Source organism: Actinomycetota bacterium (assembly GCA_041658565.1).
In the GTDB taxonomy this organism is placed as follows: Bacteria; Actinomycetota; AC-67; order AC-67; family AC-67; genus JBAZZY01.
The window spans coordinates 1-13,408 of sequence record JBAZZY010000014.1 but is presented as its reverse complement, the minus strand read 5'-3'; the positions used below and the strand labels follow the sequence as shown (position 1 = coordinate 13,408).

The 13,408-nt window shown below is 66.3% G+C and carries 14 protein-coding genes and 1 pseudogene; 14 read left to right on the top strand and 1 reads right to left on the bottom strand.

Going from position 1 to position 13,408, the window contains the following annotated elements; translation table 11 throughout:
* The first annotated feature begins 3 nt into the window (after positions 1–3).
* From WDA27_08660 to WDA27_08635, 6 genes are all read left to right on the top strand, one after another.
* A complete protein-coding gene (locus WDA27_08660) occupies positions 4–1,116 on the top strand; it encodes an NAD-dependent epimerase/dehydratase family protein (protein ID MFA5891004.1) in 1,113 nt (370 codons plus the stop codon).
* Between the two features lie 83 nt (positions 1,117–1,199).
* The gene (locus WDA27_08655) at positions 1,200–2,252 is read left to right on the top strand and encodes a hypothetical protein (GenBank protein ID MFA5891003.1); all 1,053 of its coding nucleotides are present in this window, start codon (positions 1,200–1,202) and stop codon (positions 2,250–2,252) included.
* Positions 2,233–2,844 carry a D-glycero-beta-D-manno-heptose 1,7-bisphosphate 7-phosphatase gene (gmhB, locus tag WDA27_08650; protein ID MFA5891002.1) on the top strand — a complete coding sequence of 204 codons (612 nt, stop codon included), beginning with the start codon at positions 2,233–2,235 and terminating at the stop codon, positions 2,842–2,844. Before WDA27_08655 ends, gmhB begins: the two co-directional genes overlap by 20 nt.
* The gene (locus tag WDA27_08645; protein ID MFA5891001.1) at positions 2,841–3,950 is read left to right on the top strand and encodes an SIS domain-containing protein; all 1,110 of its coding nucleotides are present in this window, start codon (positions 2,841–2,843) and stop codon (positions 3,948–3,950) included. The genes gmhB and WDA27_08645 overlap by 4 nt, the downstream gene beginning before the upstream one ends.
* Positions 3,947–5,071: a glycosyltransferase gene (locus WDA27_08640; GenBank protein MFA5891000.1), complete on the top strand. Its 1,125-nt coding sequence runs from the start codon at positions 3,947–3,949 to the stop codon at positions 5,069–5,071. Before WDA27_08645 ends, WDA27_08640 begins: the two co-directional genes overlap by 4 nt.
* Positions 5,068–6,195, top strand: coding sequence for a glycosyltransferase family 4 protein (locus WDA27_08635; protein MFA5890999.1), 1,128 nt, complete (start codon positions 5,068–5,070; stop codon positions 6,193–6,195). Before WDA27_08640 ends, WDA27_08635 begins: the two co-directional genes overlap by 4 nt.
* 72 nt (positions 6,196–6,267) lie before the next feature.
* Here WDA27_08635 and WDA27_08630 read toward each other — a convergent pair whose 3' ends face one another.
* Positions 6,268–7,275, bottom strand: a complete 1,008-nt coding sequence (locus WDA27_08630) for a Fic family protein (protein MFA5890998.1) — start codon at positions 7,273–7,275, stop codon at positions 6,268–6,270.
* 285 nt (positions 7,276–7,560) lie between these two features.
* Here WDA27_08630 and WDA27_08625 point away from each other — a divergent pair, with 285 nt between their 5' ends.
* The 8 genes and pseudogenes from WDA27_08625 to WDA27_08590 all read left to right on the top strand — a co-directional run.
* Positions 7,561–8,424 carry a sulfide/dihydroorotate dehydrogenase-like FAD/NAD-binding protein gene (locus tag WDA27_08625; protein ID MFA5890997.1) on the top strand — a complete coding sequence of 288 codons (864 nt, stop codon included), beginning with the start codon at positions 7,561–7,563 and terminating at the stop codon, positions 8,422–8,424.
* A gap of 71 nt (positions 8,425–8,495) precedes the next feature.
* Positions 8,496–9,869: an NADPH-dependent glutamate synthase gene (gene gltA / locus WDA27_08620; protein MFA5890996.1), complete on the top strand. Its 1,374-nt coding sequence runs from the start codon at positions 8,496–8,498 to the stop codon at positions 9,867–9,869.
* Positions 9,870–10,087: 218 nt separating this feature from the next.
* Positions 10,088–10,252: pseudogene (locus WDA27_08615) on the top strand (SAM-dependent DNA methyltransferase).
* Entirely contained in the window at positions 10,242–11,381 is a 1,140-nt protein-coding gene (locus WDA27_08610) for a PDDEXK nuclease domain-containing protein (protein MFA5890995.1), read from the top strand. The pseudogene WDA27_08615 and the gene WDA27_08610 overlap by 11 nt, the downstream one beginning before the upstream one ends.
* A 177-nt stretch (positions 11,382–11,558) precedes the next feature.
* Positions 11,559–11,780, top strand: coding sequence for an addiction module protein (locus WDA27_08605; GenBank protein ID MFA5890994.1), 222 nt, complete (start codon positions 11,559–11,561; stop codon positions 11,778–11,780).
* A 166-nt stretch (positions 11,781–11,946) separates the two neighbouring features.
* Positions 11,947–12,453 (top strand): GNAT family N-acetyltransferase, encoded by a 507-nt coding sequence (locus WDA27_08600; protein MFA5890993.1) that lies wholly within the window; start codon positions 11,947–11,949, stop codon positions 12,451–12,453.
* A gap of 10 nt (positions 12,454–12,463) precedes the next feature.
* The gene (locus WDA27_08595; GenBank protein ID MFA5890992.1) at positions 12,464–13,195 is read left to right on the top strand and encodes an HAD-IA family hydrolase; all 732 of its coding nucleotides are present in this window, start codon (positions 12,464–12,466) and stop codon (positions 13,193–13,195) included.
* Between the two features lie 83 nt (positions 13,196–13,278).
* Positions 13,279–13,408, top strand: a 130-nt coding sequence (locus WDA27_08590) for a DUF433 domain-containing protein (protein MFA5890991.1), incomplete at its 3' end; no start/stop codon positions are given.

Below are 13,408 nucleotides of genomic sequence, written 5' to 3'. Positions count from 1 at the left end.
CCGATGAACGTGCTCGTGACCGGCGGAGCCGGCTTTATCGGATCGCACGTCGTCCGGAGTTTGCTCGCGCGCGGGGACCGGGTGCGCGTTCTGGACGCGCTGACGGCACCGGTGCATGTGCCCGGCGTCATTCCGGACCTGGGCGCTGCGGAGTTCCTGCACGGGGACGTGCGCACGAAGCCCGATTGGGCGCGCGCCCTCGACGGGATCGACGCGGTCGTACACATGGCTGCGTATCAGGACTACATGCCGGACTTCTCGCGCTTCTTCACGGTGAACGCGGCCGGAACCGCGCTTTGCTACGAGGTGATCGTGGAGCGGGGCTTGCCGGTTCGCCGGGTCGTAGTTGCCTCGAGCCAGTCTGTATACGGCGAAGGCGCGGCGCGTTGCGCGGAGCACGGCGTCGTCGTCCCCGAGCAGCGCGCGCCCGAAGACCTCGTGCGCGGCGACTGGGACGTCCACTGTCCGCGCTGCGGCGGTCGCGTCGAGCCGGCGCCGACGAGCGAGGACATGGTCGCTCCTCGTAACTCCTATGGGATCAGCAAGCTCGCCGCCGAGACGGCCGCGCTCGCGCTCGGAGCGCAGCACGGGATCCCGACGGCCGCCCTGAGATATGCCATCGTGCACGGTCCCGGACAGTCGCCTCACAACGCCTACTCGGGGCTGCTTCGCTCGGCATGCTTGCAGTTGCTCGCCGGGCGCGCGCCCGTGGTGTTCGAAGACGGCAGACAGCTTCGCGACTACGTTGCGATCGACGATGCGGTGTCCGCGACGCTCGTCGCGCTCGACCATGCGCAGGCTCCCGGTCGCGCGTACAACGTCGGCGGCCCGCGCAGCTTGACGGTGCTGGAGGTGCTCGAGACGTTGAACGAGATCGTCGACGTCCCGCGCGCGCCCGAGATCGCCGGCCGCTACCGTGTCGGCGACGTGCGTCATACGATCGGAGATCTCTCTCGTTTGCGTGGGCTCGGATGGGAACCGCGAACCGATTTGCGCCGGACGTGGACGAACTACGTGAAGTGGCTCGAATCCACCAAAGAGAGCGGCGAGACGGTCGCCGCCGCACACGCCGACATGCGAGCGCGCGGCGTTCTGCGCGACGCTGGGGAATTGTGAGCCCTTCGGCTCGTCCTGATCGTTACCGATAGTGAAGATGTTCGCCGGACGCGCTCCGGCTCGTCCGATGGAGGAGGAGCAGCATGTCGATCGTCGTCGGGCGCGCGCCGGGCCGGGTGTCGCTGGCTGGGGGCGGAACGGACTTGCCCGCGTACTACGAGCGCCACGGCGGTGCAGTGGTGTCATTCGCGATCGACTCGTATGCCTACGGACACGCATCTCCCCGCGCCGCCGACCTAGAGCTTGTGAGCCTGGACAACGGGAGCCGTGAACTCGTGTCGGCCGCATCGTTCGCCCGGCGGATGCGCCCTCCGATTCTGGCCGAGGATTTCTTGCTGTACCAAAAGGCGGTCGCGTGGCACTTCGGTATCGAGCGCGGACGGCTTGCCGCATCCAGCGAGGTACCGGCCGGAGCGGGCCTGGCGTCATCCGGTGCCGTCTGCGTGGCGTTGGTATACGCGGCGGCACAATTCGTCGGCGATGAGTTGGAGCGCGCGGAGATCGCCGATACGGCTGCGCGTATCGAGATGGATGTGCTGCGCCGTTCGTGCGGCAAGCAGGACCAGTACGCGTCGGCATTCGGCGGTCTCAACCTGATCGAGTTCTTCCGCGACGGTTCGGTGGATGTGACTCCCCTGAAGATCCGCCCCGAGGTCGTCGCGGCGCTGGAGTCCGGCATCATGCTGTTCCACAACGGCGCGCGCCGCTCCAGCGTGTCTCCGCTGCAGGAGCAGGCCCGGCGCTCGGCGTCGGACCCCGACACCGTCGATGCGCTGCATCGCTTGAAGGACATGGCCTACGAGATGTGTGAAGTGCTCGAGCGGGGCGACGTCGATGATGTGGGAGCGATGTTGCACCGGGCCTGGGAGGCAAAGCAGCACCTCAATTCGCAGGTGAGTACACCCGAGATTGCTCGCGTGTACGGCCTGGCGCGCTCGGCGGGTGCGACCGGCGGCAAGCTTGCCGGGGCCGGCCTCACCGGGACGCTCGTGCTGTATTGTCCGGAGGGGCAGCAGCAAGACGTTCGCCGGATGCTCGCCACGCAAGGATGGCGGGAGCGGCGGATGCGGATCGATTGGGAGGGAGCCGCGCTCGCCGCGACGGTTGGAGCCGAACATGACCGCGCAGGACCGTAAAGAGCCCGCGATCTTCCTCGATCGTGACGGTGTCATCTGCGAGAACCGGCCCGACCACGTCAAGTCGTGGTCGGAGTTTGTTTTCATTCCCGGTTCCGTCGAGGCTCTCGCGTCGCTGACGCGCGCCAAGCGCCGCGTGTTCGTTGTAACCAACCAGTCCGCGATCGGGCGGGCGATGATGACGCGCCGGACGCTGGACGACATCCATGAGCGGATGCTGGATGTCGTCGAAGGGTCGGGTGCTCGCATCGAGGCGATCCTGGTGTGTCCTCATCACCCCGACGACAAATGCGAGTGCCGCAAGCCCAAGCCCGGACTCCTTCGCGCGGCGGCTGCGGAGCGCGGAGTGGACCTGGAAGCTTCGTTCTTGGTCGGCGACACCGGCACGGATCTTCGCGCGGGCGCGGCGGCCGGATGCCGGACCATCTTGGTGCGCACAGGACGGGGAGCCGAAACGATTCGTGATCGTTCCTGGGGCCGGCGCGCGCCGGACTTCGTGGCCGATGATCTGGTCGACGCGGCGATCTGGATACTTGCGCAGGAAGCAATTGGACGGCGCGCGCGGGGCCGCGCGGAGGTGACCCGGAAATGACGACGCGCAACTTCATCATGGCCTATTTGTCTAGCGTCGAAGCGATCCTTCGCAACATCGATCCGCCGAAGCTCGAGCAGATCATCGACGTGATCTACACCGCGTACAAACACGACCGACAGATCTTCCTGATGGGCAACGGCGGTGGAGCGGCGACTTCGATGCACTTCACCTGCGACCTGAACAAGACCGCGATCGTTCCGGGGCGTCGCCGGATGCGAGCGCTCAACTTGTGCGACAACATGTCGCTCGTGACCGCGTGGGCGAACGACACGCACTACACGAACATCTTCGGTGAACAACTCGTGAACTTCGCTCGTCCCGGCGACATCGTTATCGGCTTCACCGCATCGGGCATGAGCGAGAACATCGTGAACGCCATTGCGACCGCTCACGAGCGCGGCTGCGAGACGATCGCGTTCGTCGGATTCGACGGGGGTACGGCCGGAGCGATCGCCCGGCACGTGCTGCACATCCAGTCGACCTCTTACCAGCACATCGAAGACGTGCACTTGCTGCTTGCCCACGTGATCACCAACGCGCTCGCCGAGCGCGCGCGCGCCGACGAGGACCTCGCCACCTCCGGGATCGGCGACGAAGTGCAAGAGCGGGTCCGGCGCATCTACTACGTCCGCCAGCAGCTCGCCGCGCAGCCGTCGGTCGAGCGTCGCATCCGCATGATTCCCGATCAGGTGCGCCGCACGATCGGATTCGATCGCGCCATGTTGTTCATGGCCGAGGGCGGGAAGCTGCGGTTGCGCGCGCCGTTCGCAGCGGCCTCGGAGGACGCCGAACTGGACATCGAAGCCGACCTGTTCGAGTGTGAGGCGTTTCGCACTCGTCACGCGGTGGCGGTTCCCCTGGCGAACGGGCGCTCGCCGCAGTGGCTGGCGATCTACAAGGGAATCACGAGCTACGCGGTTGCTCCGATCGTTCGCGACGATCAAAGCGTCGGAGTGATCGTCGGCGCGTACACCGAGGGCCGCCGCGAGGTGGACTCCGGGGACGTGCAGCTCCTGCAGATCTTCGCGTTCAACGTGCGCAGTGCGCTGGACGAGATGCCCATCGACCCGCCGGCCGGCGGCCTCCTACATCCGGAACCCTGAACGGCCGCCGCCCCGTCCGGCTGCTCCTCGTCAACCCGTCGCCGGTTCGCGGAGGGGCCGAGGAGTTGTTGCTCGAGTTCTTGGGGCGCTCGGACGAGTCTCGCGTCGTCACGACCGTGGCATGTCTTGCCGACGGCGAGTTCACCGACGATCTCGTTGCTGCGCGCGCGCGCGTGGTTCGTCTGCGCGCGCAGCGTCTTCGCTATTTCTGGATGTGGGCGCTCACGGTGTGGCGCCTTGCGCGCCTGGCGCGCGCCCACGACGTTGTGCTGTCCTGGCAAGTCAAGGGCCATTACTACGGAACGCCGGCCGCGCGCCTCGCGCGAAAGCCCGCGGTGTGGTGGGACCACGGGATTCGTCCGGCGCGCGGTGAGAAACGCTGGTGGATCGACAACCGCTTGCCCGCATCGCTGCGCGCCGATCTGGTCGTGTGTTCTTCGGCCGCTTCGGCAAAGCGCCACGCGCGGTCGAAGGTGATCCTTCCCGGGATTCCGTTGGAGCCGTACCGCGCGGCGTCGCGCGAGAAGGCGCGCGCCGCTCTCGGACTTGATCCCGGCGAACAAGCGATCGGAATCGTCGGCCGCCTGCAGCCCTGGAAAGGCCAGCACGTCTTCCTCGAAGCCGCGCCGCGCGTTCTGGAGCAGCATCCGCGCGCGCGCTTCTTCGTGATCGGCGGCGCCATCGGAGGCTTCAGCGCCGACTACCCCGCGCGCCTGGAGTTGCTCGTGCGCAACCTCGGAATCGCCGAGCGCGTCCGGTTCCTGGGCCATCGTGCCGACGTGTCCGAGTTGCTGGCGGGCCTGGATGTCTTCGTGCTCGCGTCCTTTGGGGAGCCGTTTGGGCTTACCAACGTCGAGGCGATGGCCGCCGGAGTCCCGGTGGTGGCGACCGACGCCGGTGGAGTGCCCGAGATCATCGACGACGGTGTCCACGGTCTGCTGGTCCCGGTGGGGGATTCCGCCGCGATCGCGGATGCCGTGATTCGGTATCTAGACGCGCCGGAGTTCGCGGCTACGATGGTGGCGGCGGCGCGCGCGCGCGCCGCCGAGCGGTTCGACATCTCGCGCTACGTGCGCGAGGTCGAAGATCTCGTTGTCGCGCTGGCCGAGGGGGAGCGTTGAGACTCGGAATCGTGATCTCCGCATACAACCGCCGGGGAGGGCTTGAGCGCGTCGCCGTCGAGTACGCCCGCGGGCTGGTCGCGCGCGGCCACGAGGTCGTTGTTTTCGCTCAGACCTGGGAAGTCCAGGACGAGGACCGCGCCGTTCGTTTCGTGCGCGTCGGCGGATTGCGCTCGCAGATTGCTCTGCGCGCGGCCACCTTTCCTTTTGCTGCCGCGCGCGCGGTGGCTCGCGTAGACCTGGACAACATCGTCTCGTTCGGTTCGGTTCTGTCGCGTCCGTGTGTCGTGCGTCTGCCCGGCGCGCACCGTTCCTGGTGGGAGGTGGCCAATCGTGAGTGGCCGGTGACCACCTTCGACGGATTGCGCCGCCGGCTGAACCCACACCACCACATCATCCTGGCCTCGGATCGCCATGTGCTCGGGCGCGGCATCCCCAGCGCCGTGCTTGCCGCCGGCGATTGGGCGGCCGACGAGATCCGCTTTTACTATCCCGCGGTCGTCGACAAGGTGCGCGTGCTTCCCGACGGCGTGAATCTGGAGGAGTTTTCGTTCGATCCCAAGGGGCGCGAGACGATGCGCGCCGCGTGGGAGGTCGGTGACTCTCCGCTGCTTTTCACCGTCGCTACCGAGATGCGCCGCAAGGGGCTGGGAACGCTGTTCGAGTCCTTCCGTGTCATCCGTGAGCGCGTTCCCGACGCTCGGCTTGTAGTCGCCGGGCGCGCGCCGGCCGGTGACGTGCGTGCGCTCGCCGTCGCCCATCGATTGGGTCGCGAGGTGCGCGCGGTCGGTTTCGTTCCGGATCTGCGCGCGGCTTACTCCGCTGCCGACGCGCTCATCTTCCCGACACGCTTCGACCCCTGGGGGCTGCCCATCGCCGAGTCGCTCGCGTGCGGGACCCCGGTTGCCGTCAGCGCGCGCGCCGGAGCGGCCGCAGCCGTGACTGATGGCGTCAACGGCGCGCTCATCCCCGATCCCACCGATCCCGTCGGGGTAGCCCACGCCGCGGTGCGCGCGCTTTCGTTGCCGTCCGACCGTGCAGGCGCGCGCGCGTCGGTAGAGCACTTGCGCTGGGAGAACGTCGTCGCCCAACTCGAGCAAGTCCTGGAGCAGACCGCGCTCTGAGAACAAACTCCACCCGACTCTGCGGCGTGGTTGGTGCGGGAAAGAAGGTCGTTGGCAGTTCCTCCGGGCCGATCACCGATCGCGTCTGTAGCGACTGGCTCTGTACTCGCTTACCCAGTTGCGTGTGCTTCTCCACTGGCCTTTGTCATCCCGCTGCGCGCGCAGGCGCCCGCGCTCGGCCGCCGCCCGAAGCGCGCGGACGGTGGTTTCGCGATCGGCGAGCGCGGCAAGGGGCACGAGCCTCGCCGGTCCCGCTACCGCGGGCACTATGAAGCGCATCAGCGTGTCGAGAACTGCACGAGCCATGAACTCGCCGAGCGGACCAGGGTCGCCGCCGTCGGCGGCGCGCAGGGCCCGGAGATACCGAGCCCGCTCTGACTTTCGGATGATCGCGGGGGGGTATCCCATCCGGATGAGGATGAGGTTCAACAGGAGCCGGCCCGTACGGCCGTTGCCGTCCAGGAACGGATGGATCTGTTCGAACTCCGCGTGCGTCGCGGCGAGCGCCTCGAGGTGCGGCCCCTGGAAGTCTCGCAGGTTGCATGCGCGGGCAACCCAGTCGGTCATGAGCGCCTGCACTTCCGGCCAGTCGGGTGGCTGCATGCCCCCAGGAAATGGGCGGATGTTGTGCCGGCGGAAGGAACCCGGACCTTCGTTGGGATCGGCGTCGGGGTGGGGAGCGACACCCCAGACCTTCGTCATCGCCAACTCGTGCACATAGCGAACCTCGGTAAGGGTGATTAGTTCGCCGGAGGTCCATCCGCCTGACGAAAGGCCCTGTCCGTATACCCACTTCGCTGCGTCCGCGTATCCGTGGACTTCCATGTACTCGGCGAGCTGCTTGCTGCCGACGGTCTTGCCCTCCCGTAGCAAGATCTCGACCTCTCGGAGAACGAGTGTGTTCCCCTCGATCGCCGTGGAGTTGTGAGCCTCCTGGAACCAGATGTCGCCCCAGATGTCCTCGGCTTCAATCGGGGATGGCAGTCCACCGAGGCGGTGTCGGAGTTCCTCGACGCCGGTGGTGAGCTGGGCGTGGATGTCTTCCCGGCTCCTTCGTCCCCTTCGCCCATCGGCGGCCATGGGCTGATGTTACTGCAAGTTGTGTCGCTAGTGGCAAGAAAATAGACACGACACAAATAGGCGTCGGTCCTCGAAGGTGTACGACTGCCTTCACCGCACCTTCGCTTCGCCGGTCGGGGCGCGCGGGAGGCCTTTCCATGCAAGGCCTTTCGGCCCATGACGGTAGGAATTACCTGCTGTCACGGTGGTATCGCACACCTGGGCCGAAAAGCGCGCGGGAGGGCCGGACGATACCATCGAGGGACCCATAAACACCGCGAAGGCGGTGCAGGAGCCTAGTCAACCATGCAGATCTTTAAGGATGCCCATCGGATTCTCGAACGGCGCGACCTCGCGCCGAAGGTCACGCTGTACCGCGTGCATGCTCCCAACGTGGCGGCGTCGCGCAAGGCGGGCCAGTTTGTGATCATCCGCGTCGCCGAAGGCGGGGAGCGGATCCCGCTCACGATCGCCGACGCCGATCCCGCCCAAGGCAGCATCACCCTGGTCGTGCAGGAGGTCGGCACCAGCACCGCGCGCCTCGCGGCGCTGAAAGAGGGCGACGTGATCGCCGACGTGGCCGGGCCGCTCGGATCTCCGACCCACATCGAGAACCTCACCACGGTCGTGTGCGTCGGCGGCGGTATCGGGATCGCTCCGGTGCACCCCATCGCGCAGGCCTACAAGGCGGCCGGCGCGCGCGTGATCTCGGTGCTGTGCGCGCGCACATCGGACTTGCTGTTCTTCCGCGACGAGATGGCCGCGGCATCCGACGAGGTGCGCGTCTACACCGACGACGGCTCGGAAGGAAAGAAGGGCCTCGCGACCGACGCGATCCGCGACCTGGTCGCTGAGTACGGCACGATCGATCAGGTGGTCGCGATCGGACCGGTCCCGATGATGAAGTTCGTGTCGCTCACCACCAAGGAACTGAACATCCCGACCGCGGTCAGCCTGAACCCCGTGATGGTGGACGGCACCGGGATGTGCGGCGGGTGCCGAGTTACAGTCGGCGGCCATGCGCGCTTCGTGTGTGTGGACGGTCCCGAGTTCGACGGCCACGAGGTGGACTTCGACGAGATGACAAGACGCCAGGCTCTCTACAAGGAAGAAGAAGCCGAGTCGTTGCAGCACTTCCACGCGTGTGCGTCCGAGGGGGTGCGCGCGTGATGAGCGAGAAGACCGAAAAGGAGCGCGCGCCGAAGGACCTCAAGCAGCGCTACGCGACCGTGCGTCAAGAGATGCCGTGCCAGGATCCGTCCGCGCGCGCGCGCAACTTCCAGGAAGTCGCGCTCGGACTCGAGATCGAGCAGGCTCTCGCCGAGGCTTACCGCTGCATCTATTGCACCAAGCCCGACTGCATCAGCGGCTGCCCGGTTGGGATCGACATCCCCGGCTTCGTACACAAGGTCGAGGCCGGCGACCTCGCCGGTGCTGCGGCGATCCTTCGTGAGTCCACGCTGTTGCCCGCCGTGTGCGGTCGCGTGTGTCCGCAGGAAGAGCAGTGCGAGGCTGTGTGCAAGGTTGGACGCGGCAAGGCCACCAAGGGCCCGGTCGCGATCGGGCGCCTGGAGCGCTACGTCGCCGACTGGGAACGCGCGCAAGGCAACGCTCCCGCGCCGGTCATCGCCGACCCGACAGGCAAGAGCGTCGCGATCGTCGGCAGCGGTCCCGCGGGCCTCGCGTGTGCCGCCGACCTGGCGCGCGCCGGCCACAAAGTCGTCATCTTTGAAGCCCTCCACAAGCCCGGCGGCGTGCTCGTGTACGGCATCCCCGAGTTCCGTCTGCCCAAGGCAATCGTTGCCGCCGAGATCGAGGGCCTGCAGCGCATGGGCGTCGAGATCATCTGCAACTTCGTCGTCGGCCTCACGCGCACGGTGGACGAGCTGCTGGAGGAGTTCGACTCGATCTTCGTCGGCGCCGGCGCAGGACTGCCCTACTTCATGGACATCCCCGGCGAGAACCTCGGCGGCGTGTACTCGGCCAACGAGTACCTCACGCGCGTGAACCTGATGGGCGCCTACGACTTCCCGAACAACGACACGCCGGTCGTGCGCGGCAAGCGTGTCGCGGTGGTCGGCGGCGGCAACGTCGCCATGGACGCCGCACGCTGCGCGCTGCGTTTGGGCGCCGACGAAGTGCGGTTGATCTACCGCCGTTCGGCCGACGAGATGCCGGCGCGCGCCGAGGAGATCCACCACGCGGAGGAAGAGGGCGTGGTCTTCACCATGCTCACCAACCCACTGCGCTACCTCGGCGACGAGCGCGGGCGAGTCACCGGCGTCGAGTGCTTGAAGATGGAACTTGGCGAACCCGGCCCCGACGGCCGACGCAAGCCCGTCGAGGTTCCCGGAAGCGAGCACCTGTACGCCGCCGACACCGTCGTGGTCGCCATCGGCAACGGCCCCAACCCCTTGGTGCCGCGCACCACGCCGGGCCTGGAGACCAACCGCGGCAAGATCGTCGCGCAAGGCGAAACCGGCAAGACCTCCGTCAAAGGCGTCTTCGCCGGCGGCGACATTGTGCTGGGTGCCGCCACGGTGATCCTGGCCATGGGCGCCGGCCGCGACGCCGCGCGCGCGATCAACGAATACCTAGAAACCGGCAACTGGTAGCAGTTCCGTTCCGCAAGTTGCCATAACTGTCATGTGTGGCGGGCCGAGCCCGTCGACACGCTGGCGCGCGCCTGAAATGTCGGTGGCGCGCGCTATCCTGCCTTGAATGGGCCTCATTGCGCTCCGCATGTGCGCTGGATGACGGGGCGCCGTGCAGAAAGCAGCGAGGCCGCGCCATAGGGGCGACGGTTGTCCCGGCAGGAGGGGATGAAGATGGCACGCCCGGTCGCTACGTCGGCGCCGAGGCTGCCGAGGACGACGACGAGCCGTTCGACGAGAAGATGAAGCGGCTCACGGCGACGCTGCGCGAGCAGCAGGCCGAGGCCGCGAAGCTCGGTTCCGCCATCGCCGCCAGCCTGAAGGAGCTTGGGTATGGCTCATAGCAAGAAGCCAGCGAAGCCGCTTGCAGTCGGGGCGGCTGGGCGTGTCTCGCGCGGACGCACTCACCCGGGTGGGGCCTCGTTTCCCGCGGCGCCGCCGCGCGCCGGGCTGCCGCGCGGGTACGCGAAGACGCTCGGGGAGATCAAGCGGCGCATACGGGAAGAACGGCTGCGCGTCGTCTTGGCCGCCAACGCGGCGATGGTTCTCCTGTATTGGGACATCGGCCGCGTGATCCTCGACCGACAGGAAAGCGAAGGCTGGGGCGCGAAGGTCATCGACCGACTGGCGGCGGACTTGCGCGGGGCGTTCCCGGACATGAGGGGATTCTCACCGCGCAACCTCAAGTACATGCGGGCGTTCGCAGCGGCGTGGCCCGACCGGGAAATTGTGCAAGAGGCTCTTGCACAAGTCCCTTGGTATCACCACATCGCTCTGATGGAGAAGTGCCGGACACCGGAGGAACGTCTCTGGTACGCCCGCCAGAGCGCGGAGCAGGGCTGGTCCCACAACATTCTCTCGCTCCAGATCGACGGCCGTGCCCATGCGCGAGCCGGCAAGGCCCTCACCAACTTCAAGGCCACGCTGCCGCCCGTCGATTCCGACCTGGCAGCGCAGGCCTTCAAGGACCCGTATCTCTTCGACTTTCTCGGCACTGCCGACCCTCGCCGCGAGCGTGAGGTCGAACAGTCGCTGGTCGATCACATCCAGCGATTTCTGCTGGAGCTCGGCAGCGGTTTCGCCTTCGTCGGCCGCCAGGTCCACCTCGAGTTCGCGAGCCGTGACTACTACCTCGATCTGCTCTTCTATCACCTGAAGCTTCGCTGCTACGTCGTCATCGAGTTGAAGGCGGTGCCCTTCGACCCGGGCTTTACGGGACAGTTGAACATGTACCTGTCGGCGGTGGACGACCTGCTGCGCCACCAGGACGACAAGCCGACGATCGGGCTGCTGCTGTGCCGCGCGAAGGACCGGTTCATCGTCGAGTACGCCTTGCGCGATCTGCGCAAGCCCATCGGCGTTGCCGGTTGGGAGACCACCCTGGTCGAGAAACTGCCGAAAGAGCTGAAGGGCAGCCTGCCGTCGGTGGAAGAGATCGAGGCGGAACTGGCGCCGAAGCGGAGGAAGCGATGAAGCGGCTCACCGCGACGCTGCGCGAGCAGCAGGCCGAGGCCGCGAAGCTCGACGCCCCCATCGCTGCCAACCTGAAGGAGCTTGGGCGTGGCGGCTAATGCCCCCATCGAGCACGACCTCGATTGGCCGGTGCTTTCAGCGGTTGCGTTCAACGAGGCGAGGGGGAAAGATAGATCCATGAACGCGATTCCGGTCGACGAGATCATGAGGCTGCCCGTCGATGAGCGCCTACGGCTTGCTGAAGACATCTGGGATAGTTTGCGCGCCGCCCCGGATCTGCTTCCGCTGACGGACGCGCAGCGGGTCGAGCTTGATCGCCGTCTCGAGTTGTACCGCTCGGATCTGGATCAGGGCGACGACATCGATGACGTGATCGGCCGTATCCGACGTCAGAAGTGACCTCCCGCGTCCGTATTCTTCCTGAAGCAGAGCTGCGCCAGGAGGCAACTCTTAGAAGAATTCGAGGAGTTCAGACAGAGGCGGATCCAGTCTGGCCGGACGCCGAAGCCCGAGCGCGGTGGCCGCTCATGAAGATCCAGTTCGACCCCAACCGCTGTGATGCGCCGTGAAGACAAGCGTTCGCTCAGCGGAGGTTTCAGACTCCGATGAGATCCGATCCGTCTACATTGAGTCGTGGCGTGCCGGTTACCAGGGACTCCTTCCCCCCGAGGAACTGGAGATCCAAGCGGCTCAACGTTTTGAATTCGACTGGCGCCGGGCAATCCACTCGGCGGATGAGGGTGTCGTATTGGTCGCCGAGCAAGAAGATCGCATCGTCGGAGTTATGCAGGTCGAGGCCGATCCGAAGACGGCCGGCCGACTTCCCTGGATCCACATGTTGTACGTGGTTCCAGCCGCGTGGGGTTCAGGTGCTGCCCAAGCTCTGGTGGAAAGAGCGGCGGATCTGGCGCGCATCGCGGGTCACGATTCCATCTGGCTGCGCATGCTGGAGCCACAAGCACGCGCGCGCCGTTTCTACGAGCGCGAAGGGTGGCGGCTCGACCAACCGAAGGGGCCCGCGTCCAACGGGCTGTTTCCGCTCCTTTACTTTCGCCGGGGATTGGCACAATGATTGAATGCGAATGATGGCGCCATCCACGGAGGAACCTCTCGCGGTTGTCTTCGATCTCTGGTTCACGCTTATCAGTCCATTGGATCATGCGGAGCCCGGCTTTCACTCCGTTCGCGCGATTCCCAGCGCGCTTGGTCTTGATCCCGTCCTCTTCCGCGAGTACTGGGAGACAAGTGCTCCAGTTCGGATCCGGCAGCCGCGATTGTTGTCGGATTGCCTCGCCGAGTTCTTCGCGCATGTAGGTCGAGATGTGACGGACGATGATCTTGCGCGCTTCGACGCGGTTTGGCATCCATTCGATCGCGCCCTTTCATCTCCGCGGGTTGAGGTGACTGAGACACTTAGTGCGCTTGCGGCCGGTGGACTTCGGCTGGGGCTTCTTTCGAACGCACACGAGCGCGAAATCCGGATGTGGCCAGGCTCGCCGTTGGCCCGGCACTTCACTGCCACCAGCTTTTCATGTCACAGCGGTCACGCGAAGCCCGAAGCCGAAGCCTACCGGCACGTCCTCGATCAACTGGGCGTACCAGCCAACGCGGCGGTCTTCGTTGGTGACGGCGACTCCGGCGAACTTGTCGCCGCCCGCGCAGCGGGTTTCGGTCTGACGATCTTCATGCGCGGCTTCCGCGCCGAGCAGGGCGTGGACAAAGAAGAAGTGGAAGCACGGGCGCGACAAGCGGACGCAATCATTGATCGCATCGAGGATCTGTTTCCGCTTCTACGAGACCGGGGTGGGTCGTGAAGGTGCGTGGGCCGCTCAACCCGCGCGTGCAACGGACGGGACTGCCGCTCGTCGAGGTTGGAGTGCCCGGTACAGTGTGAATCTTGAACTACCACGATCGGATCACGATCCAGCCCGGGAAGCGCGGGGGAAAGCCCTGCGTTCGCGGGCTGCGGATCACGGTGTCCGACGTGTTGGGCTATCTCGCCTCGGGGATGAGTGAATCAGCGATCT